The 26,281-nt window shown below is 67.1% G+C and carries 27 protein-coding genes and 1 pseudogene; 17 read left to right on the top strand and 11 right to left on the bottom strand.

What is annotated here, in order from left to right:
• Positions 1 to 92: 92 nt before the first annotated feature.
• Positions 93 to 1,043 carry an Hsp33 family molecular chaperone HslO gene (hslO, locus tag KY49_RS09870; protein WP_042584361.1) on the bottom strand — a complete coding sequence of 317 codons (951 nt, stop codon included), beginning with the start codon at positions 1,041 to 1,043 and terminating at the stop codon, positions 93 to 95.
• A gap of 25 nt (positions 1,044 to 1,068) precedes the next feature.
• A complete protein-coding gene (locus KY49_RS09865; RefSeq protein WP_042584360.1) occupies positions 1,069 to 1,593 on the bottom strand; it encodes a gamma carbonic anhydrase family protein in 525 nt (174 codons plus the stop codon).
• A 186-nt stretch (positions 1,594 to 1,779) separates the two neighbouring features.
• On the opposite strand from KY49_RS09865, the gene KY49_RS09860 reads away from it, so the two are divergent.
• The 11 genes from KY49_RS09860 (at position 1,780) to KY49_RS38085 (ending at position 11,096) form a co-directional block, all read left to right on the top strand.
• Positions 1,780 to 2,643, top strand: coding sequence for a ferritin-like domain-containing protein (locus KY49_RS09860; RefSeq protein ID WP_231636364.1), 864 nt, complete (start codon positions 1,780 to 1,782; stop codon positions 2,641 to 2,643).
• Between the two features lie 129 nt (positions 2,644 to 2,772).
• Positions 2,773 to 3,663: an alpha/beta fold hydrolase gene (locus KY49_RS09855; protein ID WP_042584359.1), complete on the top strand. Its 891-nt coding sequence runs from the start codon at positions 2,773 to 2,775 to the stop codon at positions 3,661 to 3,663.
• A 95-nt stretch (positions 3,664 to 3,758) separates the two neighbouring features.
• A complete protein-coding gene (locus KY49_RS09850) occupies positions 3,759 to 4,589 on the top strand; it encodes a 3',5'-nucleoside bisphosphate phosphatase (protein WP_042584358.1) in 831 nt (276 codons plus the stop codon).
• Positions 4,590 to 4,662: 73 nt separating this feature from the next.
• On the top strand, positions 4,663 to 5,295 hold the full coding sequence (locus KY49_RS09845; RefSeq protein WP_042584357.1) for an L-threonylcarbamoyladenylate synthase: 633 nt from the start codon (positions 4,663 to 4,665) through the stop codon (positions 5,293 to 5,295).
• A gap of 54 nt (positions 5,296 to 5,349) precedes the next feature.
• A complete protein-coding gene (locus KY49_RS09840) occupies positions 5,350 to 6,012 on the top strand; it encodes a site-2 protease family protein (protein ID WP_042584356.1) in 663 nt (220 codons plus the stop codon).
• An 8-nt stretch (positions 6,013 to 6,020) separates the two neighbouring features.
• Positions 6,021 to 7,223, top strand: coding sequence for a tryptophan--tRNA ligase (locus tag KY49_RS09835; protein ID WP_010091982.1), 1,203 nt, complete (start codon positions 6,021 to 6,023; stop codon positions 7,221 to 7,223).
• Positions 7,220 to 7,831 carry a class I SAM-dependent methyltransferase gene (locus KY49_RS09830; RefSeq protein WP_042584355.1) on the top strand — a complete coding sequence of 204 codons (612 nt, stop codon included), beginning with the start codon at positions 7,220 to 7,222 and terminating at the stop codon, positions 7,829 to 7,831. The genes KY49_RS09835 and KY49_RS09830 overlap by 4 nt, the downstream gene beginning before the upstream one ends.
• 46 nt (positions 7,832 to 7,877) lie before the next feature.
• Positions 7,878 to 8,783, top strand: a complete 906-nt coding sequence (dapA, locus tag KY49_RS09825) for a 4-hydroxy-tetrahydrodipicolinate synthase (protein ID WP_042584354.1) — start codon at positions 7,878 to 7,880, stop codon at positions 8,781 to 8,783.
• Between the two features lie 110 nt (positions 8,784 to 8,893).
• Positions 8,894 to 10,039, top strand: coding sequence for an outer membrane protein assembly factor BamC (bamC, locus tag KY49_RS09820; RefSeq protein WP_042584353.1), 1,146 nt, complete (start codon positions 8,894 to 8,896; stop codon positions 10,037 to 10,039).
• Between the two features lie 4 nt (positions 10,040 to 10,043).
• Positions 10,044 to 10,820, top strand: a complete 777-nt coding sequence (locus tag KY49_RS09815) for an MBL fold metallo-hydrolase (RefSeq protein WP_042584352.1) — start codon at positions 10,044 to 10,046, stop codon at positions 10,818 to 10,820.
• A gap of 93 nt (positions 10,821 to 10,913) precedes the next feature.
• Positions 10,914 to 11,096: a hypothetical protein gene (locus tag KY49_RS38085; protein WP_162296965.1), complete on the top strand. Its 183-nt coding sequence runs from the start codon at positions 10,914 to 10,916 to the stop codon at positions 11,094 to 11,096.
• A 322-nt stretch (positions 11,097 to 11,418) separates the two neighbouring features.
• Here the strand turns inward: KY49_RS38085 and KY49_RS09810 are convergent, their stop codons facing one another.
• On the bottom strand, positions 11,419 to 12,642 hold the full coding sequence (locus tag KY49_RS09810; protein WP_042584351.1) for a cupin domain-containing protein: 1,224 nt from the start codon (positions 12,640 to 12,642) through the stop codon (positions 11,419 to 11,421).
• Positions 12,643 to 12,674: 32 nt separating this feature from the next.
• On the opposite strand from KY49_RS09810, the gene KY49_RS09805 reads away from it, so the two are divergent.
• Positions 12,675 to 13,217, top strand: a complete 543-nt coding sequence (locus KY49_RS09805; RefSeq protein ID WP_042584350.1) for an FKBP-type peptidyl-prolyl cis-trans isomerase — start codon at positions 12,675 to 12,677, stop codon at positions 13,215 to 13,217.
• On the opposite strand, the gene KY49_RS09800 is transcribed toward KY49_RS09805, so the two are convergent.
• The 3 genes from KY49_RS09800 to KY49_RS35320 form a co-directional block, all read right to left on the bottom strand.
• Positions 13,197 to 14,474 carry a membrane protein gene (locus tag KY49_RS09800; protein ID WP_042584349.1) on the bottom strand — a complete coding sequence of 426 codons (1,278 nt, stop codon included), beginning with the start codon at positions 14,472 to 14,474 and terminating at the stop codon, positions 13,197 to 13,199. The genes KY49_RS09805 and KY49_RS09800 overlap by 21 nt on opposite strands.
• Positions 14,455 to 17,067, bottom strand: coding sequence for a DNA mismatch repair protein MutS (gene mutS / locus KY49_RS09795; protein ID WP_042584651.1), 2,613 nt, complete (start codon positions 17,065 to 17,067; stop codon positions 14,455 to 14,457). The genes KY49_RS09800 and mutS overlap by 20 nt, the downstream gene beginning before the upstream one ends.
• Before the next feature lie 727 nt (positions 17,068 to 17,794).
• A complete protein-coding gene (locus tag KY49_RS35320; protein WP_080413090.1) occupies positions 17,795 to 18,145 on the bottom strand; it encodes a lysozyme inhibitor LprI family protein in 351 nt (116 codons plus the stop codon).
• 265 nt (positions 18,146 to 18,410) lie between these two features.
• On the opposite strand from KY49_RS35320, the gene KY49_RS09790 reads away from it, so the two are divergent.
• Entirely contained in the window at positions 18,411 to 18,776 is a 366-nt protein-coding gene (locus tag KY49_RS09790) for a hypothetical protein (RefSeq protein WP_042584348.1), read from the top strand.
• Between the two features lie 245 nt (positions 18,777 to 19,021).
• On the opposite strand, the gene KY49_RS37025 is transcribed toward KY49_RS09790, so the two are convergent.
• Together KY49_RS37025 and KY49_RS09785 are read right to left on the bottom strand one after the other, a co-directional pair.
• Positions 19,022 to 19,273, bottom strand: coding sequence for a hypothetical protein (locus KY49_RS37025; protein ID WP_156162461.1), 252 nt, complete (start codon positions 19,271 to 19,273; stop codon positions 19,022 to 19,024).
• 92 nt (positions 19,274 to 19,365) lie between these two features.
• Entirely contained in the window at positions 19,366 to 20,769 is a 1,404-nt protein-coding gene (locus tag KY49_RS09785; protein WP_042584347.1) for an aminotransferase-like domain-containing protein, read from the bottom strand.
• Positions 20,770 to 21,056: 287 nt separating this feature from the next.
• Here KY49_RS09785 and KY49_RS35310 point away from each other — a divergent pair.
• Both KY49_RS35310 and KY49_RS09780 read left to right on the top strand, forming a co-directional pair.
• Positions 21,057 to 21,167 (top strand): annotated as a pseudogene (locus tag KY49_RS35310) (H-NS family nucleoid-associated regulatory protein); the annotation flags it as partial.
• A gap of 100 nt (positions 21,168 to 21,267) precedes the next feature.
• On the top strand, positions 21,268 to 21,903 hold the full coding sequence (locus KY49_RS09780) for a LysE family translocator (RefSeq protein ID WP_042584346.1): 636 nt from the start codon (positions 21,268 to 21,270) through the stop codon (positions 21,901 to 21,903).
• Between the two features lie 79 nt (positions 21,904 to 21,982).
• On the opposite strand, the gene KY49_RS09775 is transcribed toward KY49_RS09780, so the two are convergent.
• Positions 21,983 to 22,786: an inositol monophosphatase family protein gene (locus KY49_RS09775; RefSeq protein ID WP_042584345.1), complete on the bottom strand. Its 804-nt coding sequence runs from the start codon at positions 22,784 to 22,786 to the stop codon at positions 21,983 to 21,985.
• A gap of 278 nt (positions 22,787 to 23,064) precedes the next feature.
• Here KY49_RS09775 and KY49_RS09770 point away from each other — a divergent pair, with 278 nt between their 5' ends.
• Positions 23,065 to 23,883: an RNA methyltransferase gene (locus KY49_RS09770; RefSeq protein ID WP_042584344.1), complete on the top strand. Its 819-nt coding sequence runs from the start codon at positions 23,065 to 23,067 to the stop codon at positions 23,881 to 23,883.
• A gap of 174 nt (positions 23,884 to 24,057) precedes the next feature.
• The gene (gene cysE, locus KY49_RS09765) at positions 24,058 to 24,831 is read left to right on the top strand and encodes a serine O-acetyltransferase (RefSeq protein ID WP_010092003.1); all 774 of its coding nucleotides are present in this window, start codon (positions 24,058 to 24,060) and stop codon (positions 24,829 to 24,831) included.
• Positions 24,832 to 24,877: 46 nt separating this feature from the next.
• Here the strand turns inward: cysE and KY49_RS09760 are convergent, their stop codons facing one another.
• Both KY49_RS09760 and KY49_RS09755 read right to left on the bottom strand, forming a co-directional pair.
• Complete coding sequence (locus tag KY49_RS09760) at positions 24,878 to 25,678, bottom strand: UDP-2,3-diacylglucosamine diphosphatase (protein ID WP_042584343.1); 801 nt, start codon at positions 25,676 to 25,678, stop codon at positions 24,878 to 24,880.
• Between the two features lie 23 nt (positions 25,679 to 25,701).
• Positions 25,702 to 26,193, bottom strand: coding sequence for a peptidylprolyl isomerase (locus KY49_RS09755; RefSeq protein ID WP_010092005.1), 492 nt, complete (start codon positions 26,191 to 26,193; stop codon positions 25,702 to 25,704).
• Between the last annotated feature and the right edge of the window lie 88 nt (positions 26,194 to 26,281).

Genomic DNA, 26,281 nt, shown 5'->3' with positions numbered 1-26,281 from the left:
CGCGCCGGCGACCGGCGGCGGGGGGCGCGCGCTCGACGCTCGTGCGCCGTTCATTATGCGCCCGCGCGCCAGCGGGTGCGTGCTCGTGCGGCTCAGTGACGTTGCTCGGCGGCAGGCGTCACGCCGCTCGCGAGTTCGGGCGCGGCAAACAGCTGCGCGACGTCGACGGGATCGAATTCGTAGCGCTGGTTGCAGAACTCGCAATGGATTTCGACGTGGCCGCGTTCGACGATCACGCTGTCGACTTCCTCCTGGCCGAGCATCTTCAGCATCGCGCCGACCTTTTCGCGCGAGCACGTGCACGCGAAGCGCGTGCCGGCCGGGTCGAAATGCTGGACGTTCTCCTGCCAGAACAGCCGGCGGAACACGACGTCCGGCTCGACCTCGAGCAGTTCCTTGGCGGACAGCGTGCCGCCCAGCGTGCACACGCGCTCCCATGTATCGGCATCGGTTTCCGCGGCGCGCGGCACGATGCCGCCGTCGCCCGGCAGCTTCTGCAGCAGCATGCCGACCGCGCGGTCGCTATCGGCGGCGAGCCACAGCCGCGTATCGAGCTGCTCCGAGTGATGCATGTAATGCTCGAGCACCTGCGCGACCGACTCCAGCGGCCCGTGTTCGCCGTTGAGCGGCACGATGCCCTGGTACGGCTGCTGGCCCGGCTGCTTGTCGGCCGGGTCGAGCGTGATCACGCAGCGCCCATGGCCGCTCGCGTTGACGAGCTCCGCGAAGCGGGTGTCGTCCCCGATCGTCTGGGCGACGTCGCCGGAGAACTTCGCGGTCGCGCGCATCGACAGATCCGAGCTGCACTGCACGACCAGCATTTTCACCGGCCCGTCGCCGAGGATCTGCATGACGAGGGTGCCGTGAAATTTCAGGTTCGCCGACAGCAGCGCGCACGCGGCCATCATCTCGCCGAGCACCGTGCGCACGGGGGCCGGGTAGTCGCGGCGGGTCAGCACCTCCTGCCACGTGTTGCGCAGCGAAACGATTTCGCCGCGCACGGGCGCCGCGTTGAACATGAATTTCTGTAACTGGTCGCTCACTCTTCTTCCTTGAATTCCGTGCGGATCAGCCGATCCGCACGAGTTGCTCCTTGAAGTGCGCACGCCGCTCGACGTACGTCTTCGCATTCGCGCGCAGCCGCGCGACGTCTTCGGCCGACAGCTCGCGCACCGCTTTCGCGGGGGCGCCGAGAATCAGCGAGTTGTCCGGAAACGTCTTGCCCTCCGTCACGACCGCGCCGGCGCCGACCAGACAGTTGCGGCCGATCACCGCACCATTCAAGACCACCGCCTGAATTCCGATCAGCGAGCCCTCGCCGACCGTGCAGCCGTGCAGCATCGCCTGGTGCCCGATCGTCACGTTCGCGGCGATCGTCAGCGGATAGCCGGGGTCGGTGTGCAGCACCGCACCTTCCTGCACGTTGCTGCCCGCGCCGACCGTGATCGGCTCGTTGTCGCCGCGCAGCGTCGCGCCGAACCACACGCTCGCGTTCTCCTCGAGCACGACCTTGCCGATGATGGCCGCCGTATCGGCGACGAACACGCTTTCGTGGATGGTCGGGGCCGTGTCGCCCAGCTTGTAGATCGTCACATTGTCTCCTTTGTCGATCGGCCCCGGCGCTTGAGCGCCGAGTCCGGTCTCATGCAAAGCGGTATCGTTCGGCAGGCGTCGGTAGAATGACGCGTTTCGCGCCGCGCCTGCCGCAGCAGTACAAGCGCGTATTGTAAACGGTTGCGCGCGGCGGCTCCCGACGCGCATTCAACGGTGCCCCTGGTCATGAACATGGTGCCTTCCTCATCCGTCGATTCCGACGCGTCGACCTGCGTGCGCCGCGCCGCGCTCGACGCCCTGCGCACGCCCGAGCCGGCCGCGAAGGCTGCCCGGGTGCGCACGCTGTACGACGCGCTGCTGGCCGGGCAGGCGACGATCGATCCGTCGCTCGTCCTGCCGGAGCCGGCCGGGCTGCCGGGGCGTCCGGCGCGTCCCGCGCTGGTCGAGCCGCGCCAGCTGGAGCGGCGCAGCATGCGCTCGCCGGAGGGCCGGGCGGTGCTGCTGCACGCGCTCGCGCATATCGAATTCAACGCCATCAATCTGGCGCTCGATGCGGTGTGGCGCTTTGGCGGCCAGCCGGACGCGTTCTATGCGGACTGGCTGAAGGTCGCCGCTGAAGAGGCGTATCACTTTTCGTTGCTGGCCGGCCGGCTCGCCGAATTCGGTCATGCGTACGGCGATTTCCCCGCGCACAACGGGCTGTGGGAAATGTGCGAGCGCACGGCGGGCGACGTGCTTGCCCGCATGGCGCTCGTGCCGCGCACGCTCGAGGCGCGTGGCCTCGACGCGTCGCCGCCGATCCGTGCGCGGCTCGCGCAGGCGGGCGACCACGCGTCGGCCGCGATCCTCGACGTGATCCTGCACGACGAAATCGGCCACGTCGCGATCGGCAACCACTGGTTCCGCCATTTGTGTGACGAGGCCGGCCGTGACCCGCTGCCGACCTACCGGCAACTGGCCGAACAGTACCAGGCGCCGCGCCTGCGCGGCCCGTTCAATTTCGATGCGCGTCGCAGCGCCGGCTTCGAGCCCGCCGAGCTGGACGCGCTCGCGGCGCAGGACGCCGCCGCGACGCGGGAAGGGGCCTGATCGACAGCATGACCCGTCAGGCAGGGCGGCGGCGCCTAGAGGAGTGCCTCGACACGCGTGACGATCGCGGCACGCGCCCGCGCGGCGGCATCGTTATAATCGAACGACCATTCTTTTTTGACCGCTGCAATGACTGCCACGAGTTCTGTTTCCGATTTCGTCACGGTTCGCGGCGTCCGGCTGCATGTCCGGCGCTGGGGCCGGCCGGATGCGCCGACGCTGTTCATGCTGCATGGCTGGATGGACGTCGCGGCGTCGTTCCAGTTCGTCGTCGATGCGCTGGCGGGCGACTGGCAGGTGATCGCGCCGGACGCGCGCGGTTTCGGGCTGTCCGACTGGCCGGTGGCGCGGCAGGGCGGCGGTCACTACTGGTTCCATGAATATCTCGGCGATCTCGATGCGCTGCTGGACCACTATGCGCCGGCCGGCCAGGTCAACCTGGTCGGGCACAGCATGGGCGCGAACGTCGTGTGTCTGTATGCCGGCGCGCGGCCGGAGCGTGTGCGGCGCGTCGTCGACCTCGAGGGTTTCGGCCTGGCCCCGGCGCGGCCCGAGCAGGCGCCGGGCCGGCTGCGCAACTGGCTCGACGGCCTGCGCGAGCCGTCGGCGCTGAAGCCCTACGCGTCGCTCGACGAGGTGGCCGCCCGCCTGATCAAGACCAATCCCCGCCTCGAGCCGCACCGCGCGGCGTTTCTGGCCGCGCACTGGTCGAAGCGGGGCGACGACGGACGCTTCCATCTGCTGGCCGATCCCGCGCACAAGTTGGTCGGGCCGCTGCTGTACCGGCTCGACGAGGTGATGGCGACCTGGGCACAGGTGCGCGCGAAAGTGCTGCACGTCGAGGCGGTCGATTCGCCGACGCTCGCCTATCTGGCCGGCGGCATCCCGCTGCCGGAGTTCAAGGCGCGCTTCAGGGCGTTCCCGGACTGGCGCGAAAAGCTCGTCGACGACGCCGGCCACATGGTTCACCACGACCAGCCGGAGCAGATCGCGGCGCTGATCGAGGCGTTCTGCGCGTAGCGTTTGCGGCCGGCGCGCAGCGGGACGGGAAGGGGGAGGCGCGGCGGCGGAATGCCGCATTGCAGTAGAATGAAGCTTCACCTCCGATGCCTACGATGAACGCTGATCTCCACTGCCATTCGAATGTCTCCGACGGATTGCTGTCGCCTGTCGACGTCGCGCGCCGCGCCCATGCCGGCGGCGTGACCCTCTGGGCGCTCACCGATCACGACGAGGTGGGCGGCCAGGCGGCGGCGCGCAGCGAAGCGGAGGCGCTCGGCATGCGCTACCTGAGCGGCGTCGAGATTTCCGTGACCTGGGCGTCGCGCACGGTGCACATCGTCGGCCTGAACATCGATCCGGCAAACCCGGCGCTCGTCGACGGCCTGTACCGCACGCGCCACGGCCGTGCGGCCCGCGCGCAGGCGATCGGCGCGCAGCTCGAGACGCTCGGCATTCCGGGCGCCTACGACGGCGCACTGAAATACGTGTCGAATCCCGACCTGATCTCGCGCACACATTTCGCGCGCTTCCTGGTCGAGAACGGGCATGCGGAATCGACGTCGGACGTCTTCGACCGCTTGCTCGGCGACGGCAAGCCCGGCTTCGTGCCGCATCGCTGGGCGAAGCTGTCCGATGCCGTGCAGTGGATCCGCGGCGCGGGCGGCGAGGCGGTCGTCGCGCATCCGGGCCGCTATCGCTACACACCGGTCGAGTTCGACGCGTTCTTCGGCGAATTCATCGACCTCGGCGGCCGCGCAATCGAGGTCGTGACCGGCAGCCATACGCCGGACCAGTATCGCGAATATGCGGACGTCGCACGCCGCTTCGGCTTCGAAGTATCGTGCGGCTCGGATTTCCACGCGCCCGGAGAAGGCCGCGTCGAGCTGGGCAGCCTGCCGCCGCTGCCGTCCGACCTGAAGCCGGTCTGGGAACGCTGGCTCTGACGCCCCACGGCGGGCCGGCCGCGCGCGTCGCCGCTGCGGCGCGCCCCCGTTCATTCCCTCTTTATCCATCCCCATGTCCCAGTTCTTCAGGATTCATCCGGATAATCCGCAGCCGCGCCTGATCAAGCAGGCAGTGGAGATCGTCAACAAGGGTGGCGTGATCGCGATGCCGACCGACTCCAGCTATGCGCTCGCGTGCCACCTCGACGACAAGGATGCAGTCGAGCGCGTGCGCCGCATCCGCGGCCTCGACGAGAAGCAGCATCTGTCGCTGCTGGTGCGCGACCTGTCCGAACTCGCGAACTTCGCAATGGTGGACAACCGGCAATACCGGCTGATCAAGTCGGTGACGCCCGGCCCGTACGTGTTCATTCTGCAGGCGACGAAGGAGGTGCCGCGGCGGCTGTCGCATCCGTCGCGCAAGACGATCGGGCTGCGGGTGCCGGAGCATGCGATCACGCTTGCGCTGCTCGAATCGCTCGGCCAGCCGCTGCTCGGCACGACACTGATCCTGCCGCCCGAGGAGGAGCCGCTCAACGATCCGGAGGACATCCGCGCGCGGCTCGAGAGGCAGGTCGATCTCGTGATCGACGGCGGCGCGTGCCCGCGCGAGCCGTCGACGGTGCTCGACCTGACGGCCGACGAGCCGCAACTCGTGCGCGCGGGCCGCGGGCCGCTCGAGCCGTTCGGGCTGACGGCGGCGTGAACCCGCGCCGTTCCTTCCGTGTCCGTGCGATTGCGCTTGTTACAATAACGCGATATGGACGCTAACCTGATACAGACCATCGCCGTCTACGCGCTGCCCGTGATCTTCGCGATCACGCTGCACGAGGCCGCGCACGGCTATGCCGCACGCCTTCTGGGCGACAACACCGCCTACATGATGGGGCGCGTGTCGTTCAATCCGATGCGCCACATCGACCCGATCGGCACGATCGCGATTCCGCTCGTGATGTATTTCCTGACCGGCGGCGCGTTCCTGTTCGGCTATGCGAAGCCGGTGCCGGTGGCGTTCCGCAACCTGCGCGATCCGCGCTGGGGCAGCCTGTGGGTGTCGCTGGCCGGCCCCGCGTGCAATTTTGCGCAGGCGCTGCTGTGGGGCGTGCTGACCATCGTGCTCGCCGCCGCGCATGTCGACGAGCCGTTCTTCGCGCGCATGGCGCTTGCCGGCGTCAGCGTGAACCTCGTGCTCGGCGTGTTGAACCTGTTCCCGCTGCCGCCGCTCGACGGCGGCCGCATCCTGGCGGCGCTGCTGCCGCCGAAGCAGTCGATCGCGCTGTCGCGCATCGAGCCGTACGGTTTCATCATCGTCCTGTTGCTGGTCGCGACGGGCGTGCTGACGAATTTCTGGCTGCGTCCGCTCGTCAACGTGGGTTATCGCGTCGTGGCGGCCATCCTGACTCCTTTCGCCTCGCTTTTCTAACGACAATCATGTTCCCAGATCGTATTTTCTCCGGCATGCGGCCCACCGGGTCGCTGCACCTCGGCCACTACCACGGCGTGCTGAAAAACTGGGTGAAGCTGCAGTCCGAGTACCCGTGCTTCTTCTGCGTCGTCGACTGGCATGCGCTGACGACGCACTACGAGACGCCCGAGGTGATCGAGAAGAACGTGTGGGACGTGCTGATCGACTGGCTCGCATCCGGCATCGACCCGGCGCAGGCGACGCTGTTCATCCAGAGCAAGGTGCCCGAGCATGCGGAGCTTGCGCTGCTGCTCGGCATGAGCACGCCGCTCGGCTGGCTCGAACGCGTGCCGACCTACAAGGAGCAGATCGAGAAGCTGAGGGACAAGGACCTGTCGACCTACGGCTTCCTCGGCTATCCGGTGCTGATGGCGGCGGATATCCTGCTGTACCGCGGCTCGCTCGTGCCGGTCGGCGAGGACCAGGTGCCGCACGTCGAGATGACGCGCGAGATCGCGCGCCGCTTCAACTACCTGTACGGCCGCGAGCCGGGCTTCGAGGAGAAGGCGCTCGAGGCCGCGAAGAAGCTGGGCGGCAAGCGCGCGAAGCTGTATCACGAGCTGCGCAACGCGTACCAGCAGGAGGGCGACGACGAGGCGCTCGAGCAGGCGCGCGCGATGCTGCAGGAATCGCAGAGCCTGTCGATGAGCGACCGCGAGCGCCTGTTCGGCTATCTCGAAGGCGCGCGCAAGATCATCCTCGTCGAGCCGCAGGCGCTGCTGACCGAGGCGTCCCGCATGCCGGGCCTCGACGGTCAGAAGATGTCGAAGTCGTACGGCAACACGATCGGCCTGCGCGAGGACGCGGAGACGATCACGAAGAAGGTCCGCACGATGCCGACCGATCCTGCGCGCGTGCGCCGCACCGATCCGGGCGATCCGGACAAGTGCCCGGTATGGCAGCTGCACCAGGTCTATACGGACGAGGCGACCCACGAGTGGGTGCAGAAGGGCTGCCGCTCGGCGGGCATCGGCTGCCTCGACTGCAAGCAGCCGGTGGTCGAAGGCATCCTGCGCGAACAGCAGCCGATGCTCGAGCGCGCGCAGAAGTATATGGACGACCCGTCGCTGCTGCGCGCGATCGTCGCCGACGGCTGCGACAAGGCGCGCAAGTACGCGACGGAGACGATGCGCGACGTGCGCGACGCAATGGGCCTGTCGTACACGTGAGCGACAGGCATGAGCCGGCCGTGTCCGTCGGCGGCGGGCACGGCGTGTCGACCGAGCCGTCGCGCTGGGTCGCCGGCTGGACGCCGCTGATCGCGGCCGGCGGCGCGGTGCTGGACGTTGCCGCGGGCGACGGGCGGCATGCGCGCTGGTTTGCGGCGCGCGGGCATCCGGTGGTCGCGCTCGAACGCGATCCGGCCGCGCTCGCCGCATTGCGCGCGATTCCCGGCGTGGACGCCCGCGATGCCGACCTGGAAGGCGCACCGTGGCCGCTGCCGGCCGGTGAGCGGTTCGCGGCCGTGGTCGTCACGAATTACTTGCACCGCCCGCTCTGGCCCCATCTGCTCGATGCGCTCGCGCCGGGCGGCGTGCTCGTCTACGAAACCTTCGCGCGAGGAAACGAAACGGTCGGCAAACCGTCGAACCCCGCGTTCCTGCTCGCGCCGGGCGAACTGCTCGAGGCAGTGCGCGGCCGCCTGCGCGTGGTGGGGTACGAAGACGGCTTCGTCGCTGCGCCGCGCGCGGCGTTCGTCCAGCGCATCTGCGCGGTGCGCGAGGGCGCGGCCACGGGGTCGGAGGCGGGTATTCCGCGTTACGAACTGCCCGGCTAATCCGCTACAATCTCAACGTTTACCGATTCATACTCAATCGCGTTTCATGGCTAACGGCACCCAAGACGGCATTCAAATCCGCGGCAGCATCCCCGCGATCGTCACCCCGATGCTCGAAGACGGCAGTCTCGATCTGCCGGCGTTTCGCAAGCTGATCGACTGGCACATCGAAGAAGGCACCGACGCGCTGGTCGTGGTCGGGACGAGTGGCGAGTCGGCGACGCTCAACGTCGAAGAACACATCCTGATGATTCGCACCGCGGTCGAGCACGCGGCGAAGCGCATTCCGATCATCGCCGGCGCGGGCGGCAATTCGACCGCCGAGGCGATCGAGCTGACGAAGCATGCGAAGGCGGTCGGCGCGGACGCGACGCTGCAGGTCGTGCCGTACTACAACAAGCCGACGCAGGAAGGAATGTATCGGCACTTCAAGGCGATCGCCGAGGCGATCGACCTGCCGGTGATCCTGTACAACGTGCCGGGCCGCACGGTCGCGGACATGTCGAACGAGACGATGCTGCGTCTCGCGCAGGTGCCGGGCATCGTGGGCGTGAAGGAAGCGACCGGCAACATCGACCGTGCCGCGCAGCTGATCAAGGCCGCGCCGGCGCGTTTCGCGATCTACAGCGGTGACGATCCGACCGCGATCGCGCTGATGCTGCTGGGCGGTCACGGCAACATCTCGGTGACGGCGAACGTCGCGCCGCGCGCGATGAGCGCGCTGTGCCGCGCGGCGCTGGCCGGCGACGTGAAGACGGCGCGCGAGCTGCACATGCAGCTGCTGTCGCTGCACAAGAACCTGTTCATCGAGGCGAACCCGATTCCGGTGAAGTGGGCGCTGCAGGCGATGGGCAAGATGCAGGGCGGCATCCGCCTGCCGCTCACGCCGCTCGACGAACGTTGCCACGACGCGGTGCGCTCGGCGCTCGTCGAAGCCGGCGTCCTGGCCTGATGTCGCGGCGGACGGGGCACCGTCCGCCGGTTCATTCCCTGATCAACCCGCACCGGCCGGCTCCGTCCGGCGCCGCTCCTGACGAGCGTTCTAGCAAGACGAAGGATTTCATGAAACGTTTCGCCTTTTCCTCTCGCGCCATCCAGGTTTCGGTGGTGGCGCTTGCGCTGGGCGCGCTCGCCGGCTGCGATACGCTGAACGACTATCTGGCTCCCGACAAGGTCAACTACAAGAACACCGGTTCGGCGCCGCCGCTCGCGGTGCCGAGCGACCTGAAGCCGGTGCCGACGAGCCAGCAGTTCGTCGCGCCGCCGGCCAATGCCGGCCTCGGCACGCTGCCGCCGCGCGCGACGACGGCAGCCGGCACCGCGACGGACGGCGTGCCGACCGCGCAGGATCCGCTCGGCATGCACGTCGAGCGCGACGGCGACCGCCGCTGGCTGGTCGTCGACGGCCGCACGCCGGAGCAGCTCTGGCCGCTCCTGAAGGATTTCTGGCAGGACAACGGCTTTTCGCTGAAGACCGACGCGCCGTCGACGGGGATCATGGCCACCGACTGGGCGGAGAACCGCGCGAACATTCCTGACGACTGGTTCCGCCGCACGATCGGCAGGGTCGTCGATTTCGTGTATTCGTCCGGCACGCGCGACCGCTTCCGCACGCTCGTGAACCGTACGGCGGACGGCAACACCGACATCTCGATCACGCACAGCGCGATGGAGGAAATGATGGTTGGCCCGCAGGGCGGCACGTCGTCGCGCTGGGAGGAGCGTCCGCGCAATCCGGTGCTGGAGGCGGTGTTCCTGGCGAAGCTGATGCAGAAGTTCGGCCTGTCCGAAACGCAGGCGAAGCAACTGCTGACCGACGCGCGGCCAGCGACGGCGCCCGCGCAGGTCAGCGCCGCGAGCGCCGGCACGGCGACGCTGCAGCTTGCCGAATCGTTCGATCGCGCGTGGCTGCGCGTCGGCCTTGCGCTCGATCGCACCAACTTCACGGTCGACAACCGCGACCGCGAGAAGGGCATGTACTTCGTGCGCTACGCGAATTCGATGGAAGAGCTGAAGCGCGACGGCCTGTTCGGCAAGCTGTTCTACGGCGGCCCGTCGGCGGCGAAGCCGGGCAAGGAATTCGTCGTCAACGTGCGTGCGCAGGGCAATGGCGGCACGCAGGTCGCGGTGGTCGACGCGAACGGCCAGATCGACAACTCGTCGGACGCCCAGCGGATCATCTCGCTGCTTCACGCGCAATTGAACTAAGCGCGTGCGATTCGCCAGCCTCGGAAGCGGCAGCGAAGGCAACGCACTGGTGGTCGAAGCCGCGAGCGGCGCGACCACCACCCGCGTGCTGCTCGACTGCGGCTTTTCCGCCAAGGAGGTCGAGCGCCGGCTCGGCCGTCTGCATCTCGGCATCGACGATCTCGATGCGATCCTCATTACCCACGAACACAGCGACCATGTCGGCAGCGCGTTGACGCTCGCCCGGCGCGCGTCTCTGCCGCTCTACATGAGTTGGGGCACCGCGCGCGCGGTCGGCGCGGACGAAGCGGACGTCGAGCTCCACGTACTGTGGGGCGACGAGACGGCCCGGATACGCGATCTGGCAGTCTTGCCGTACACGGTCCCGCACGACGCGCGGGAGCCGCTCCAGTTCGTGTTCCTGGACGGCTGCCACCGCCTCGGCGTGCTGACCGACGTGGGCGGGGCCACGCCGCACATCACGGCCGTCCTGAGCGGCTGCGATGCGCTGGTGCTGGAATCGAACCACGATACCGCGATGCTGGCTGCGAGCCGCTATCCGCAGTCGCTGAAGGCGCGGATCGGCGGCAGTCACGGGCACCTGAGCAACGACGCGGCGGCGGACATCCTCGCGTCGCTTGAACGCAGCCGCCTGCAGCATCTCGTGGCGGCTCACCTGAGCCAGCAGAACAACAGGCCGGAACTGGCCCGTCAGGGGTTTGCGGGCGTGCTGGGCACGGATGGGAGCGACGTGGTTGTCGCCACGCAGGAAACGGGCTTCGACTGGCTGGTGTTGACCTAGGAGGGCGGGCCTGCGGCCCGGAGCGGACGCCTGCGCCTGTCGAAACGTGCAGGCGTAAAAAAACCGGCCCGAGGGCCGGTTTTTTTTCAGCTGATGCTGAGGCTTACTGGCTTGCGCCCGAAGCCGGAGCAGCCGTCGCTGCCGAAGCAGCCGACGCCACAGCAGCAGCTGCGTCGCTCGCAGCAGCCGTTGCCGACGAAGCAGCAGCCGTTGCGTCGCTCGCAGCACCAGCAACTGCCGAAGCAGCCGACGAAGCGGCAGCAGCAGCGTCGCTAGCAGCCGGCGCAGCAGCTTGGTCTGCGCTCTTGTTGCAAGCAGCCAGTGCAACAGCAGCCAGCAGGGAAGCTACGAGGAGGGATTTCTTCATGATCACGTCCTTTTATGGTTAAAGGGTAAGCAACAGCGCGAAACAATACCGGTAATGTGCTCCAACACCGACCTGGGCCGCTGGTGGAGACGCACTTCTAGAGCGTGAATCTTCCCTACGGCTTGGGCGGAAATTATATGCACTTTCCTATCGACCGTCGACAAATGCGGGGTCAATACGTTGTCTTTCCCATACAAATTTTGATTTGCGTGGGCTACGGGTCAACTCACACTAATCCCGGCTTCCGACCCGTATCCAGCCCGCACGATACCACTCGTGCAGTAATGCTGTCATGGAGGGATCCCGGGATAGTGTTACAAACCGTTTCGCCTCCATCCGACGCTGATTGGCCAGCTCGGGCAGCCATTTGGCGGCCTGATCGAGTGGTCCTTCCTCGCCGTTGATGAAGTACGAGCGCGCGTTATACATCAATGCGGCGCGTCTGTCGAGACATACGCCGCGCCGCGCGGCCTGCGCGGCGAACGCCGCCTCGGAAAGTACGCGTGCGGGCGGGTCGAACACGACGTTCGATTTGGGCTCGCTCAGGTAGCAGCCGAGGAATTCGGCGACGTCCTGCTCGCGCCACTTGATGCCGTTGACGATCGCCGCGACCCGTTCGACCATCGCCGGCGGCAGGTGCGCCGGCGTCTCGACGGCGGGCTGCTTCGGATCGCGGTAGAGGTCGTCGCTGCGGGCGCCGCTGCGCAAGCCGCCGCGCTCCGCGAGGTAATACAGGAATTGGGCGCCCAGTTCGCCGGCGGACGGGGCCCGGAAGCCGATCGAGCAGGTCATGCATTCGCCTTCGGCGACGCCGTCGTGCGCGATGTGCGGCGGCAGGTAGAGCATGTCGCCGGGCTCGAGCACCCATTCGTCGCTCGGCTCGAAATGCTCGAGGATCTTGAGCGGCACGCCGGGCTGCAGCGACAGGTCCCGCTGCGCGCCGATGCGCCAGCGGCGCTTGCCCTCGACCTGCAGCAGGAATACGTCGTACGAATCGAAATGGGGGCCGACGCCGCCGCCGTCGGTCGCGTACGAGATCATCAGGTCGTCGAGGCGCGCGTCCGGGATGAAGCGGAAGCGGTCGAGCAGCGCGCGCGCGGCGTCGACGTGGAGGTCGAGCCCCTGCACCAGCAGGGTCCAGGCCTTGCGCGTGACGGGCGGCAGCGCGTCGTCGTCGAACGGGCCGTGCGCCAGTTGCCACTTGTTACGAAAGTGCGTGATCAGGCGCGATTCGGCGTCGTAGTCGCCCGCCAGCTCGAACAGCGCGTCGCGCGAGACGGGGGGCGTCACGCCGGGGATCGCCTGGCGGATCAGCAGCGGTTTCTTCTGCCAGTAGCGGCGCATGAATTGCGCCGGGGTGAGGCCGCCGAGCAGCGGCGTGGGAAGATCGGGTGGCGGCGCGCCGACCGCGGCGGCTGCGCCATCCAGCGGTTCGGCTTGAGACCGTTTGCGCATCGTATAATGAGAGTTGTATTTGGGAGAATTGGATGAAAATCGCAAAAAACACCGTCGTGTCGGTCGCTTACAAGCTGTCGGATGCGCAAGGCAATCTGATTGAGGAAAGCGACGAGCCGATGGTCTATCTGCACGGCGGCTATGATGGCACGTTCCCCAAGATCGAGGAACAGCTCGACGGCCAGGAGCCGGGTTACCAGGCGCAGATCCAGCTGGAGCCGCAGGACGCGTTCGGCGACTACGACCCCGAGCTCGTGAAGATCGAGCCGCGCGACCGTTTTCCCGAGCCGATCGAAGTAGGCATGCAGTTCGAAGGCACGCCGGAGGACGGCGACGAAGAGATCGACTCGCTGATCTACACGGTGACCGACATCGCCGAAGACAAGGTCGTGCTCGACGGCAACCATCCGCTCGCCGGCATGGCGCTGCGTTTCTCGCTGACCGTGAAGGACGTGCGCGAAGCCACCGAGGACGAAATCGAGCATGAGCACGCGCACGGTGCGGAAGGGCTCGAAATCGTCGACGAGGATGAGGACGACGAGGACGGCGAGCCGTCAGGGCGCACGCTGCACTGAGCTGGCGGGCGCGCCTTGCGTCGGAGCCGTGAAGTAGGGCGCCGGCGCGGGGCCTGATGCGTCATTCGGCGCCCTGCTGTCGCCCGGCAGCGGTGGCGCGACCGACGAGGCGTCCGGTAGCGCCGGCAGGGCCGGAATCTCCGGCATCTGCGGAAGCGGGACATCGTCGTGCGGTGCGGCCGGCAAGGCCGGCGGCACCGGCAGGTTATTCGGCACGTCCTGCAGGCTGACGTTGAACGGCGTCTGCCGCGCCGGCGACACACCGACCTTCACCCATTGACTGGCAGGCCGCCGCGGTCCGATCGCGACGCGCGTCAGGTTGCCTACGAGTTCCCCATTGTCGGTACGCAGCGGACGATCGATGGCGAAGCCGTTCGCCAGCGGTTCGCCGCTCGCGTGCATCACGAGTATCGGGCCGCGAAAGGTGGCGGCCGCCTTGACCAGGGAACGCTTCAGTTCGCGGAAACCGTCGCGCACGCGCGGGCGGTTGAAGCGCAGCCACGCGAAGCGTTCGGCGCGTTCGTAGCGGTCGAACTTCGGGTCGCCTTCGAAGATCACGACCAGCGCGCGCGCGTCGCGCCGCTTCGCGTATTCGGCCGCATGGTCGATCCAGAAGCCGTTCGCGACGATGCGATCCTCGAACTCGCCGTTACGGCCGCCGGCCGTCAGGAAGTAATTGTTCGGCGCGGGGGCGTTGAGCACGACGAACACGATGTCGTCGCGCACCCATCGCGCGTTCTCGCGATACGGCCGGAAACGCGCGACTTCGCTCTCGCGCGTGATCTGCAGCGCGCCCGGATCGGGCAGCGCCGCACCGGCGAGCAGCGTCTGCCGCAGGAAGTCGAGCCGTTCGACCGGATCGTAGCCGCCTCCCGCCGCCGTGTTGCAGGTGACCCAGTCGTCGCGGCCGGGCACGAACACGAGCGGCACGCGCGATGCGTCGAGAATCGCGCCGCGCTGCGTGTACAGCGCATCGCGGCATGCTTCCCTGGCTCCCTTGAGATCCCCCGCGTACACGACGAACGCGAGGTTGCGCTCGCGCGCCATCGCCTCGAGCATCCGCTGTGCGGCGACCTCGTCGGCAGGCGACGCGATCACGCCGGAGACGACCGCGAACGAATAGGGCGCGCCGGCGCGCTTCGCGGGCGCCGCCTGGGCGAGCGTGCCGGAAAGCGCGAGCGCAGCCGCCGCGGCGAGCGCGACGGCTGCGTGCACGAGCCGGCCGGCCGCCGCGCGCTTACGCGTGCCCGTCGGCATCGTGCGATTGGGCGAGCGCGCGCAGCTCGTACAGCAGGTCGAGCGCTTCGCGTGGTTTCAGGTCGTCGGGGTCGATGTCGCGCAGTTTTTCGAGCGCGGGGTGGGGCGCGCTCGGCGTGGCCGGCGCGTCCGCGCATTCGAGATCGTCGGCAGCCGGCTGCATGCTGAACAGGTCGAGCTGCGGCGTGTGCTGAGCGGCCGACTGCTGCTCGAGGTACGCGAGATGTTTGCGCGCCGCGCGGATCACCGGCGCCGGAACGCCTGCAAGCTGCGCGACCTGCAGCCCGTAGCTCTGGTTGGCGGGACCTTCGTTGACCGCGTGCAGGAACACGATGCCGTGACCGTGTTCGACCGCCGACAGGTGGACATTGGCCGCATGCGGGAACTCGGCCGGCAGCTGCGTCAGTTCGAAGTAGTGCGTCGCGAACAGCGTGTAGCAGCCGTTGTGCGCGAGCAGGTGCCGCGCGATCGCCCACGCGAGCGCGAGGCCGTCGAACGTCGACGTGCCGCGGCCGATTTCGTCCATCAGCACGAGGCTTTGCGGCGTCGCGTCGTTGAGGATCGCCGCCGCCTCGGTCATCTCGACCATGAACGTCGAGCGGCCGCCGGCGAGATCGTCCGCTGCGCCGATGCGCGTGAAGATTCGGTCGATCGGGCCGAAGCACGCGGACTTCGCCGGCACGTAGCTGCCGACATAGGCCATCAGCGCGATCAGCGCGGTCTGCCTCATGAACGTCGACTTACCGCCCATGTTCGGGCCGGTGATCAGCAGCAGCTTGCGCTCCGTGCCGAGCTTGCAGTCGTTCGCGATGAACTGCTCGACCTGCGCCTCGACGACCGGATGCCGGCCTTGCTCGATGTCGATGCCGATCTCGTCGGTGAACGTGGGGGCGACCCAGTCGAGCGCGCGGGCGCGCTCGGCGAACGCGGCGAGCAGGTCGAGTTCCGCGAGTGCGGACGCGACGCGCTGGCATTCGGGAATGAACGGCAGCAGCGCCTGCAGCACCGCGTCGTACAGCGCGCGCTCGCGCGCGAGCGCCCGTTCCTGCGCGGACAGCGCCTTGTCCTCGAAGGTCTTCAGCTCGGGCGTGATGTAGCGCTCGGCGTTCTTCAGCGTCTGGCGGCGGCGGTAGTCGTCCGGCACCTTGTCGGTCTGCCCGCGCGTGACTTCGATGTAGAAGCCGTGCACCTTGTTGTACTCGACCCGCAGGTTCGCGATGCCGGTGCGGGCGCGTTCGCGTGCTTCGAGGTCGATCAGGAACTGGCCGCAGTTTTCCGAGATGTCGCGCAGCTCGTCGAGCTCCGCATCGTAGCCGCGCGCGATCACGCCGCCGTCGCGCACCATCGCCGCCGGCTCGGGGGCGATCGCGTTCGTCAGCAGGTCCAGGCATTCGGCGGGCGGCGCCAGCGCGGCATCGAGGCGGGTGAGCGCGTCCGCGTTGCCGGCGACCGGGCTGATGCGCTCGCGCAGCGCCGGCAGCGCGGCGAACGTGTCGCGCAGGCTCGACAGGTCGCGCGGCCGCGCGGAGAGCAGCGCGAGGCGGCCGGTGATCCGTTCGACGTCGGCGATCTGGCGCAGCGCGCTGCGCAGCGCATCGAGGCTCGCGTTCGCGGGCGCGTCCAGCAGCGCGCCGATCGCCTGCTGGCGCGACTGCGCGGCGACGGACGCGCGCGGCGGGTGGTGCAGCCAGTGGCGCAGCAGGCGGCTGCCCATCGTCGTGCAGCAGGTATCGAGCAGCGAATACAGCGTCGGCGACTCGGTGCCGCGCAGCGTTTCGGTCAGCTCGAGGTTGCGGCGCGTGGACGGATCGAGCCCGATGTATTCGGTTTCGTTCTCGACCTTCAGGCTGCGCACGTGCCGCAACTGCTGGCCTTGCGTGGCCGCCGCATACAGGAGCAGCGCGCCCGCGGCGCCGCAGGCGCTCGTCAGCGAGTGCGCGCCGAAGCCGTCGAGGCTCGCGACGTCGAGCTGGTCGCACAGGCGCTGCGTGCCCGCCGCGATGTCGAAATGCCAGGCCGGCACGCGCTTGAGCGCACCCGCGCCGGCGGGCATCGCGTCGGCCGATGCGTCGGCCGCGAGAATCTCGGCCGGGCGGATGCGTTCCAGCGCGGCGCCGAGCTGGTCGGGTTCTATCTCCGCGAGGCGCAGCGCGCCGCTGGCGAGGTTGAGCCATGCGAGGCCGATGTTGACCGCGACGCCGCGCTTGTTGTGGCCCGTGCACATCGCGAGCAGGTAGACGTCGGTCTTGTCGGACAGCAGCGCGGCGTCGGTCAGCGTGCCCGGCGTGACGACGCGCACGACCTTGCGTTCGACGGGGCCCTTCGACGTGGCCGGATCGCCGATCTGTTCGCAGATCGCGACCGATTCGCCCATCTTGACGAGCTTCGCGAGGTACTGTTCGACCGCATGGTGCGGCACGCCGGCCATCCGGATCGGGTTGCCGCCCGATGCGCCGCGCTGCGTCAGGGTCAGGTCGAGCAGGCGCGCGGCTTTTTCCGCATCCTCGAAGAACAGCTCGTAGAAGTCGCCCATCCGGTAGAAGACGAGCGTGTCGGGGTGGTCGGCCTTGATGCGCAGGTATTGCTGCATCATCGGCGTGTGGTTTCCGAGCCCGGCGACGGCGCGGGCCGCGGACGACTGCGTATCGCTCGCGGCCACGGCGGGCGTGCCCTTGAGCGATTGCGAGTCCATTGGAGTTTCGTTGCTGACGGGCGTGTTTTCCATCAAAAATGAGCGTAATCGGTTGGTTTTGGGCGGGATAACGTTCGTCCCGCGTACGTTCGGGGTTCAATCGGGGGGCCGCCGGTTGCTTGTCGTGAATCGGCCGGATTCGTGAAAGCGGCGGCGCCGAACCCTCGATATGATCGTGACCGGCCAGTTGGAGCCGGAGTGCGCAATAGGCGATAGTTTACATGGCGCGTGCGTTGCGGGCTGCTATCCGATCGACCAACGTCGGGATGGGTGGTTCGCAAGGGCCGGACGACGGGCGTTCGCGCGAGGTCGGGAAGGCTTGAAGGTAGGCAGCATGATCGCCCTCATACGCTGCTCTACCTCGATGATCACCTTGGCTCCGGCGCGTCCACATCGAGGCCATGCCGCTCCAATATACGGTTGCTGGAGGTCATAAAAGGGCGTCGACCGGAACGAGTTGTCCGTTCCAGCCGGGATGATGCGGCGCAGCCAGTGGGTCTGTTCTAATGGCAGATGGCGGCGCGGACGACCACGCCGGTCTCACACTTGCAGATCCGCGAATGCGGGCAGGAGATCGTGCTCGACGAGCCGGATCTCGATGCGGATTGCTGACTTCATTTTCGGTCTGCTATTTTTCGAGAAGAGTTTTCAAATAGTCAACTCGCTGCTTGGTGATCGTGACGAGACAGTCTTTTGTAATCAGGCCGGCGCCTTGGGATTGCGAGGCCTCGGCTGCAATATAGCCATTGCACTGCTTTTCTCTGTAATTGAGCCAGGCCTTCTGTGATTTCTCCAGCTCATCCTTGTATTGTGTGGATGCATATATTTTCTGATAAATTGCATTGAGATCTTTTTTTGATTTATCGAGGGCGTGGAGTGTGCAAGATAAATCGTCGTATACATTCATGCCGCTGATGCACGCTTCAGCAAATGAAGTCGCGGGTAGCAATAAAAACACTAAATAAATGATTTTTTTCATGGTGCCTTCAATGGATTGGTGATGGTATGACTCTGGAAGCTCTATGGCATAAGGAGCTGGTCGTATCGTTGTCTACATGAGACGGACGATGCTCTCCCATACGGGCCGATAGTTCGGTCGGTCGGGAATGAGCTTATGGAGAACGCGTGCCATACCCAGTTTGGCGGATATTTGTTCGCTAAGGCAACACGTTGATTGTCCGAGTCGTCCTCTGCCGGCCACAAGTGGTCGTTCTACACCAGTGCACAGAAACAGAAAGGGAGCCATGACAAACCTGATTCGATTCCGGGTTCGGCCGGTATATCACGGTAGCGATCTTCTGGTCGAGGTACTGGAAGACCATCGCACGGATCATTTTCCAAACGTCGCTGCGATCCTGCAAGATGCACTGCATTCCGTCCGAATACCGCATCCTGACGGCCTTGATGAATCCCGGGTCGCGTTGTTTCAGGATCGCTATTTCAGCTATTGGACGTATGCGCGGGGCCACTATGAAATAGACGACGACATCTGGGCGTTGTTCGTCACCGCGTCGATCAACAACTTGTCCATAGTCGCGGACATCGAACGAGCGCTCCTGTTGACGGGGAAGTTCGTCAAAGAAGAAGTGGATTTCGGCAAGTTCGAGTGAATTCGGGCAGAGCCTTGTCAGATATGGCGCAGGCACGCGCGGCATCCCGATTCGATCGGGCGCTGACGATGGCTAACCGGACTCTTTCCCGGTTCGGGCCCGAGTGAGATCGTGCGGGATTGCCGAAGTCGCGAGTGCAGCCATCACGGATGCGATTCTGGCCATCATCAGCGCTACCGAAGATGAAGTGGCGATCAACGTTCCGGCGATGGCCGATCCGATTGGAAACCCCGCCGCATTCAGGCTCATCGAGATGGACATGACCCGGCCGAGTTGCCGAGGATCGCGCCCGCAACGGGGCTGACGACCAAGCCGGGCACGATTGCAGCGAACATCAACCATCCGGCAAGCTCGGGCGACGAAAACCGCTCCAGGACAAACAGGACCACCGAAAGAACGAACATCCGCCCGGCAAGGCGCGAGCAGGTCGCCGCGACGAGTAAAGGCGACAAACCCGGGATGTTCAGCAGGGAACGATAGGAATCTTGTTGTGACATGGCGATCCGCGATCCGCGATCCGCGATCCGCGAGTCGCATCGGTCGCGGCCATCCTATGGACCGGCTACTGATCGGTCAAGCACCGGCCAGCTCACCCGCCCAGGCTTCCCGCCGCGTCGATGAACGCCGCCGCCTGCGGATCGCTCGCCGCCGCCACGTTGAGCCGGACCCACGGCGTGGCGTCGCCGTTCGGCCGGTAGTCGCGCCCCGGCGCGAGATCGAGCCCGAGCGTGCGCGCGAGTTCGACGAGCCGCGCGGAATCGTCGACGCCCGGCACGCATGCCCACACGAACATCCCGCCGTTCGGTTGCGCGTACACCTGCCAGCCCGCCTGCCGCAATCGCGCGACCGTGTGCGCCGACGCCTGCGCGAGGCGCCGGCGCAGCCGCTCCACGTGCTTGCGGTGCGTGCCGCGCTCGAGCAGCAGCGCGACGATGCTTTCCACGATCCGTGCGCCGCCCATGCTGGTGAGGGCCTTCAGGTCGATGAGATGCTTGATCAGGTCGGGCCGCGCGGCCAGGTAGCCGACCCGCAGCGACGACGACAGCGTCTTCGAGAACCCGCCGACATAGATCACGCGTTCGAGCTGGTCGAGCGTCGCGAGCCGCTGCGACGGCGTCGCCTCGAAATCGCCGTAGACATCGTCCTCGACGATCGTGAAGCCATGCTGGTGCGCGAGCTGCAGCAGCCGGAACATGATCGGCGGTGCAATGTTCGTCGCAGTCGGGTTATGGAGCACGGTCGAGACGAAGAACAGCTTCGGTCGGTGTTCGCGCAGCAGCGCCTCGGCCGCCTCGATGTCAGGCCCCGTCTCGCGGCGCGGCACGCCGACGGGCTTCACGCCGTGCAGCTTCAGCAAACCGAACAGGTTGAAATAGCCGGGATCCTCGACGAACACCGTGTCGCCCGGCTTCAGCATCAGGCGCACGACAAGATCGAGCGCCTGGCTCGCGCTGTGCGTGACGAGGATCTGCTGCGGCTGGGTGTCGATGCCGAGCGGCGCGAGGTGCCGGCACAGCTGCCGGCGCAACAGCGGATCGCCCTGCGGCTGCGCGTAGTCGACGAGGTTCGCCGTGTCGCCGCGCACGACGTGTCGCACCGCCTGCGCGATGCCGTCGACGTCGCGCCACGCGGCCGGCACGAAGCCGCTCGACAGTTTCACGCGATCGTCCAGCGACGCGAACTGCCTGAGGATGTGGCTCGTTTCCTCCTCGGCAACGCGCGGGTCCGTGCCGCCCGGGAGCGCGCCGGCGTCGAGCCGGTCGGTCACGTAGAAGCCGGAGCCGTGGCGCGGCCGGATCAGGCCGCGGGCAGCGAGCAGGTCGTATGCCTCGATGACCGGGAAGCGGCTGATCTGCTGATCGGCCGCCATCTTGCGGATCGACGGCAGTTTCACGCCGCCGCGCAATTGCCGCGAACGGATCATCCGTTCGATCTGGTCGACCAGCTGTTCGGTCAGCGGAACGCCGGTCGTCGTGTCGAGCGCGAGTTTCATCGGACGCCACCGTCAAGAACTTCGGCCAAAGTGTTCAGTGAAAACGGCTGAACACTTTGGAGGTGATTGTTCGGTTCTGTTCATTCCCTCGCACGGATTCTAGTCGAATAATCGGGGCCACCGTTTCTCGGAAATGCGATGGTCGAGACGAGCGGCAAGGGGGCGCGTGCTGTCGCTGGGACGGTAATGGCGCAAAGCGGTAGCGAACACACTTTGATCCGGAGGAAACCACATGCCGACTTATGACGATCTGAAAGCCAGGAATCAGGCGTCGTGCTCCGGCGATTGCAAAGTATCGCGACCCGGCATCCGCCGCCGCCTGGAGCGGGCGTGGGCGGGAACCCCGGTGGATTGCCGGCCGCGATCGGACGATGTTCCTGATCCGGGCGTCCACATGAATGACGGGAATCTTCGCGACGATGCTTCATCAGTCTCGGTCGACTGTTCGGCAAACAAGATCGGCGCATCGGCGCCGTCTGCATGCGGGTGCTCGCTGATATGAACCTCGCCCACTTCTCCGGCTTCGGCGTCGCGTTCGCCGTCTACCTGATCGGCACGGCAACGCCGGGGCCGGCCAACCTGTCGATCGCGAACGCGTCGCTGAACCACGGGCGCACGCCCGGCCTGGCGATGGCCGCCGGCGTGATGTCCGGCTCGCTCTGCTGGGGCGTGACGGCGGCGGCCGGCGTGTCCGCGATGCTGCTGTCGTCCGGTGTGCTGCTCATGTGGCTCAAGATCCTCGGCGCAGGCTATCTGCTGTGGCTCGCGTACAAGGCGGTGCGCGCCGCATACTCGACGCGCGATCCGCTGACGGCCGATGCGCAGGCGCGGCGCGGCAGCCTGGCGAGGTTCTATCTGCAGGGGCTCGGCATCCACCTGACCAACCCCAAGGCGATCCTGTCGTGGCTGACCGTGACGACGCTGGGGCTGTCGGCGAACGCGTCGGCGTGGACGAGCTTCGTGCTCGTCGCCGGCTGCGCGACACTCGGCTTCATCGTGTTCACGACGTATGCGCTCGCGTTCTCGTCGCATTCGGCGGGGCCGTTCTTCGCACGCACGCGCAAGCCGTTCGGCCTTTTCTGCGGACTGTTCTACTGCGTGCTCGCGGCGGGCTTCATCCGCTCGCTCGCGTAGCGTTTCGGCCGGCCCGGAATGGAAAACGGCCCGGGCCCGCGCAGGGCGGACCCGGGCCGTCTGCGGCGCGCGGGCGCCGTTATTCCGCGGCCGGCTGCAGGCGGCTGTAGCGGTTCAGGATCGGGATCATCTGGGCGTAGACCTTCGGGTTCGCCGCGACGATCTCGTGACGATGCAGGAAGTCGGCTTCACCCATGTAGTTGCCGACGAGACCGCCGGCTTCGGTGATCAGCAGGCTGCCGGCCGCCATGTCCCACACGTTGATGCCCTGCTCGAAGAAGCCGTCGAGGCGGCCGGCGGCGACGTTCGCGAGGTCGAGCGCGGCGGCGCCCGGGCGGCGCAGGCCCGTGCAGGCCTGCGTCATCTCGGTGAACAGGCGCGCGTACGCGTCGAGGCCGTCCTTCTCGCGGAACGGGAAGCCGGTGCCGATCAGTGAATCCGACAGGCGGTCGCGGCGGCCGACCCGGATGCGGCGGTCGTTCAGGTACGCGCCGCGGCCGCGCGTGGCGGTGAACAGGTCGTTTTTATTGGGGTCGTAGACGACGGCCTGCGTGACGACGCCCTTGTGTGCGAGCGCGATCGACACGCAGTAGTACGGGAAGCCGTGGATGAAGTTGGTCGTGCCGTCGAGCGGATCGATGATCCACTGGAATTCGGATTCGTTGTCGGATTCGCCCGATTCTTCCGCGAGGATCGCGTGATCGGGGTAGGCGGTCTTCAGCGTCTCGATGATCGCGTCTTCGGCGGCCTTGTCCACTTCGGTGACGAAGTCGTTCTGCTGCTTCTTGCGGATCTCGATCAGGTCGAGATCGAGGGAGGCGCGATTGATGATCTGTCCGGCGCGGCGCGCAGCCTTGACAGCGATGTTGAGCATGGGATGCATGAGCCTGGATCCTGTAGCCGGCGGCAGGTGGCCGCCACGAAAGTGGAACAACCCGCCCGCAACGGCGCAGGCGCGCGTGGGCGAGGTGAGACGCGAATTGACAAAGAGCGGGCACGACCCGCGCCGCCTGGGCGGCGCGTAAAGACATGATTTTACCCGACTTTCGGCCCGTTTAGGCGACGCGAGTGCGGGGAAACCCCACTGGCCGTCCGGACAGGTGGGTTTGGCCCCGCGTTGGCGATACCATACGGCCATTCTGATTATCGAGTCGTACCGTGTTGGAAACCTTGGAGAACACCGCGCCGTGCGCATCGGGCGCGGCACAGCCGTCGGGGCCGCTGCGCGGCGGCTTTACGTCAACCCGCTTCGTGCTCGTCGAGCCGAGCCATCCCGGCAACGTCGGCGCCGCCGCGCGCGCGCTGAAGACGATGGGCTTCTCGCGGCTCGTGCTGGTCGCGCCGCGGGTGCCGCACGTGCAGAGCGACCCCGAGGCGATCGCAATGGCGAGCGGCGCGGACGACGTGCTCGCGTCCGCGCATGTCGTGTCGACGCTCGGCGACGCGCTGTCCGGCGTCCACTGGTCGATCGCGCTGACCGCGCGCACGCGCGAGTACGGCCCGCCGCGGCTCGCGCCGCGCGCGGCCGCCGAGCAGGCCTGCGCGCAGGTCGGCACGGGCGACATTGCGCTCGTGTTCGGCAACGAGCGCACCGGCCTCGCGAACGAGCACGTCGACCAGTGCAGCGCGCTCGCGCATATTCCGGCGAATCCGGCGTACAGCTCGCTCAACCTCGCGCAGGCGGTGCAGGTGCTGGCCTACGAGTTGCGGATCGCGTTCCTCGAACGCGCGAACGCATCGTTGCCGCAACCGGAAGCCGGCACGCTCGCGCAGAGCGACGAAATCGAGCGGATGTACGTGCACCTCGAGAATGCGTTGATCGCGCTCGATTTTCTCGACCCGCGCAATCCGAAGAAATTGATGCCGCGGCTGCGGCGCCTGTTCGCGCGCACCGGGCTGGAGCGGGAGGAGGTGAACATCCTGCGCGGCATCGCAAAGCACATCCTGTTGAAATCGCGCACGCCGGACCGCGACGCCTGACGCGCCGCGGGGCCGCCGCGCGAATACCCGCGCCGGCGCCGGGGAGAAACGCGCGACGTCGTGCGGGCGTGCGCGACTCGCCCTAAAATCGCCGAACGTCATATACAAAGCAGCCGGCGCGATAAAGCCGGCCATTGCCGGCGGTGCGCGCCGGCCCTTTCCCCAGATCAGACCATGTTCACGAGACTGCGCGAAGACGTTGCGACGATTCGCGAGCGGGACCCCGCCGCTCGCAGTGCCTGGGAAGTGCTGACCTGTTATCCGGGGCTGCATGCGCTGATGCTGCACCGCTTCGCGCACGCGTGCTGGCGCGCGAGGCGCTACTGGCTCGCGCGTTTCGCGTCGCAGGTCGGCCGGTTCCTGACCGGCATCGAGATCCACCCCGGCGCGACGATCGGCCGGCGCGTGTTCATCGATCACGGGATGGGCGTCGTGATCGGCGAGACGGCGATCGTCGGCGACGACTGCACGATCTACCAGGGCGTGACGCTGGGCGGCACGTCGCTCACGCGCGGCGCGAAGCGTCACCCGACGCTCGAGGCCGGCGTTATCGTCGGTGCGGGCGCGAAAGTGCTCGGCGGTTTCACGATCGGCGCGGGCGCGAAGATCGGCTCGAACGCGGTGGTCGTGAAGCCGGTGCCGGCGGGCGGCACGGCGGTCGGCAACCCGGCGCGCGTCGTGATGCCGGCGCAGCCGAAGCCGCAACCCGAGCGCGCGGCCTTCTGCGCGTACGGCATCACGCCGAATGCGGATGATCCGATGTCGCTCGCGATACACGGGCTGATCGATCACGCGGCGAAGGAAAGCCGGCGCGTCGACGAAATCGTCGCGGCGCTCGAGCGGCTCGGCACGCATCTGGAAACGCTGCAGGGCGCCGATGCGGCGCGCCTCGACCTGCGCCGCCTGTCGGCGGTGCTGGAAGGCAAGGCGGTCGAGCGCGAGTCCTGAGCGGCGGGGTGTTGCCGCGGGCGGCGGCCTGCCGGGCGTGCGGCCGTCAGTCGAGCGGCATCGCGTGGATGCCTTCGGCATCGACGCGCAGATAGCCGCCGCGCGGCATCCCGTGATCGAGATCCCAGTCCGGCAGCACCCAGCGCACGCCGTTGGGTTCGAGATGGCGCGCAGGGCGATGCGTATGGCCGTGGATCATGACGCTCGCGCGGCTCTGCCTGAACAGCGCGGCCACGCCTTCGCGCGTGACGTCGTAGATCGGCGAGGCGGGGCGCATCCGGCCGGCTTCGCTCTTTGCGCGCATGCGTTGCGCGAGCGCGCGGCGCCAGCGAAACGGCCACGCGAGAAACAGCCACTGCGCGAGGCGGTTGCGCGCGAAGCGCCGGAACACCTGATAGCCGACGTCGGCGGTGCACTGCGCGTCGCCGTGCGCGAGCACGATGCGCTGGCCGAACGCCATGATCAGCGCCGGATCGGGCAGCAGCATCGCGCCGGCCGCCTTCATGAAGCGCTTGCCGAGCAGGAAGTCGCGGTTGCCGTGCATCACGTAGAGCGCGATGCCGCGCGCGGAGAGCGTATGCAGCAGTGCGGCCATGCGCTTGACGAACGGATCGTCGTCGAGCATGTCGTCGCCGATCCAGTATTCGAACAGGTCGCCGAGAATGAAGACCGAGTCGGCGCTGTCCGCGGTGTATGTCACGAAATGCTCGAACGCTGCGACCGTCTTCGGGATCGCGTCGCTCAGATGCAGATCGGACAGGAACAGGAACGGGCGTGCGGCCTGCGCGTATTCGCGCTCGCCCGGCACGCCCGCGGAGACGCTTCGCGGCGGAGTCTCCTGCAACATCGAAGTGCCTCCGTATACGCTCGTCAGACGACGACGGCCTTCTCGATCACGACGTCGTCGGTCGGGACGTCTTGATGGAAGCCTGCGTTGCCCGTCTTCACGGCCTTGATCTTGTCGACCACGTCCTGGCCTTCGACGACCTTGCCGAACACCGCGTAGCCCCAGCCCTGCGGCGTCGGCGACGAGTGGTTCAGGAAATCGTTGTCGTTCACGTTGATGAAGAACTGGGCGGTTGCCGAGTGCGGATCGTTGGTGCGCGCCATCGCGATCGTGTACGTGTCGTTCTTCAGGCCGTTGTTCGCCTCGTTGTCGATCGGCGCGTCCGTCGGCTTCTGCTTCAGGCCCGGCTCGAAGCCGCCGCCCTGGATCATGAAGCCGTTGATCACGCGGTGGAACACCGTGCCGTCATAGTGGCCCTTCTTCACGTAGTTCAGGAAGTTCTCGACCGTCTTCGGCGCTTTTTCGGCGTCGAGTTCGAGCTTGATCACGCCGTGGTTCGTGTGCAGTTCAACCATGATGAATTCCTTCGATAGGGCGGTTTAAATGGCACGCGGCCGGTCGTGCGACGCGGCCGCGTGAGTCGCCGGAACGGGGTCCGGCCGG

Origin of the sequence: Burkholderia sp. MSHR3999, assembly GCF_000833595.1 — a bacterium.
GTDB lineage: Bacteria > Pseudomonadota > Gammaproteobacteria > Burkholderiales > Burkholderiaceae > Burkholderia > Burkholderia ubonensis.
The sequence above is the reverse complement of the archived record's forward strand: the minus strand, read 5'-3'. Positions and strand labels throughout refer to the sequence as shown.

Excerpts from the sequence above, each read along its gene's own strand:
- KY49_RS37025 (WP_156162461.1), bottom strand. The coding sequence starts at position 19,273 with ATGTCACAACAAGATTCCTATCGTTCCCTGCTGAACATCCCGGGTTTG.
- KY49_RS09800 (WP_042584349.1), bottom strand. The coding sequence starts at position 14,474 with ATGCCGACGGGCACGCGTAAGCGCGCGGCGGCCGGCCGGCTCGTGCAC.
- KY49_RS09845 (WP_042584357.1), top strand. The coding sequence starts at position 4,663 with ATGTCCCAGTTCTTCAGGATTCATCCGGATAATCCGCAGCCGCGCCTG.
- KY49_RS09790 (WP_042584348.1), top strand. The coding sequence starts at position 18,411 with ATGACAAACCTGATTCGATTCCGGGTTCGGCCGGTATATCACGGTAGC.
- KY49_RS09860 (WP_231636364.1), top strand. The coding sequence starts at position 1,780 with ATGAACATGGTGCCTTCCTCATCCGTCGATTCCGACGCGTCGACCTGC.
- KY49_RS09805 (WP_042584350.1), top strand. The coding sequence starts at position 12,675 with ATGAAAATCGCAAAAAACACCGTCGTGTCGGTCGCTTACAAGCTGTCG.
- bamC (WP_042584353.1), top strand. The coding sequence starts at position 8,894 with ATGAAACGTTTCGCCTTTTCCTCTCGCGCCATCCAGGTTTCGGTGGTG.
- dapA (WP_042584354.1), top strand. The coding sequence starts at position 7,878 with ATGGCTAACGGCACCCAAGACGGCATTCAAATCCGCGGCAGCATCCCC.
- KY49_RS09855 (WP_042584359.1), top strand. The coding sequence starts at position 2,773 with ATGACTGCCACGAGTTCTGTTTCCGATTTCGTCACGGTTCGCGGCGTC.
- KY49_RS09850 (WP_042584358.1), top strand. The coding sequence starts at position 3,759 with ATGAACGCTGATCTCCACTGCCATTCGAATGTCTCCGACGGATTGCTG.
- KY49_RS09785 (WP_042584347.1), bottom strand. The coding sequence starts at position 20,769 with ATGAAACTCGCGCTCGACACGACGACCGGCGTTCCGCTGACCGAACAG.
- KY49_RS09760 (WP_042584343.1), bottom strand. The coding sequence starts at position 25,678 with ATGTTGCAGGAGACTCCGCCGCGAAGCGTCTCCGCGGGCGTGCCGGGC.
- KY49_RS09755 (WP_010092005.1), bottom strand. The coding sequence starts at position 26,193 with ATGGTTGAACTGCACACGAACCACGGCGTGATCAAGCTCGAACTCGAC.
- cysE (WP_010092003.1), top strand. The coding sequence starts at position 24,058 with ATGTTCACGAGACTGCGCGAAGACGTTGCGACGATTCGCGAGCGGGAC.
- KY49_RS09840 (WP_042584356.1), top strand. The coding sequence starts at position 5,350 with ATGGACGCTAACCTGATACAGACCATCGCCGTCTACGCGCTGCCCGTG.
- KY49_RS09775 (WP_042584345.1), bottom strand. The coding sequence starts at position 22,786 with ATGCATCCCATGCTCAACATCGCTGTCAAGGCTGCGCGCCGCGCCGGA.
- KY49_RS09835 (WP_010091982.1), top strand. The coding sequence starts at position 6,021 with ATGTTCCCAGATCGTATTTTCTCCGGCATGCGGCCCACCGGGTCGCTG.
- mutS (WP_042584651.1), bottom strand. The coding sequence starts at position 17,067 with ATGATGCAGCAATACCTGCGCATCAAGGCCGACCACCCCGACACGCTC.
- KY49_RS09810 (WP_042584351.1), bottom strand. The coding sequence starts at position 12,642 with ATGCGCAAACGGTCTCAAGCCGAACCGCTGGATGGCGCAGCCGCCGCG.
- KY49_RS35320 (WP_080413090.1), bottom strand. The coding sequence starts at position 18,145 with ATGAAAAAAATCATTTATTTAGTGTTTTTATTGCTACCCGCGACTTCA.
- KY49_RS38085 (WP_162296965.1), top strand. The coding sequence starts at position 10,914 with ATGCTGAGGCTTACTGGCTTGCGCCCGAAGCCGGAGCAGCCGTCGCTG.
- KY49_RS09780 (WP_042584346.1), top strand. The coding sequence starts at position 21,268 with ATGAACCTCGCCCACTTCTCCGGCTTCGGCGTCGCGTTCGCCGTCTAC.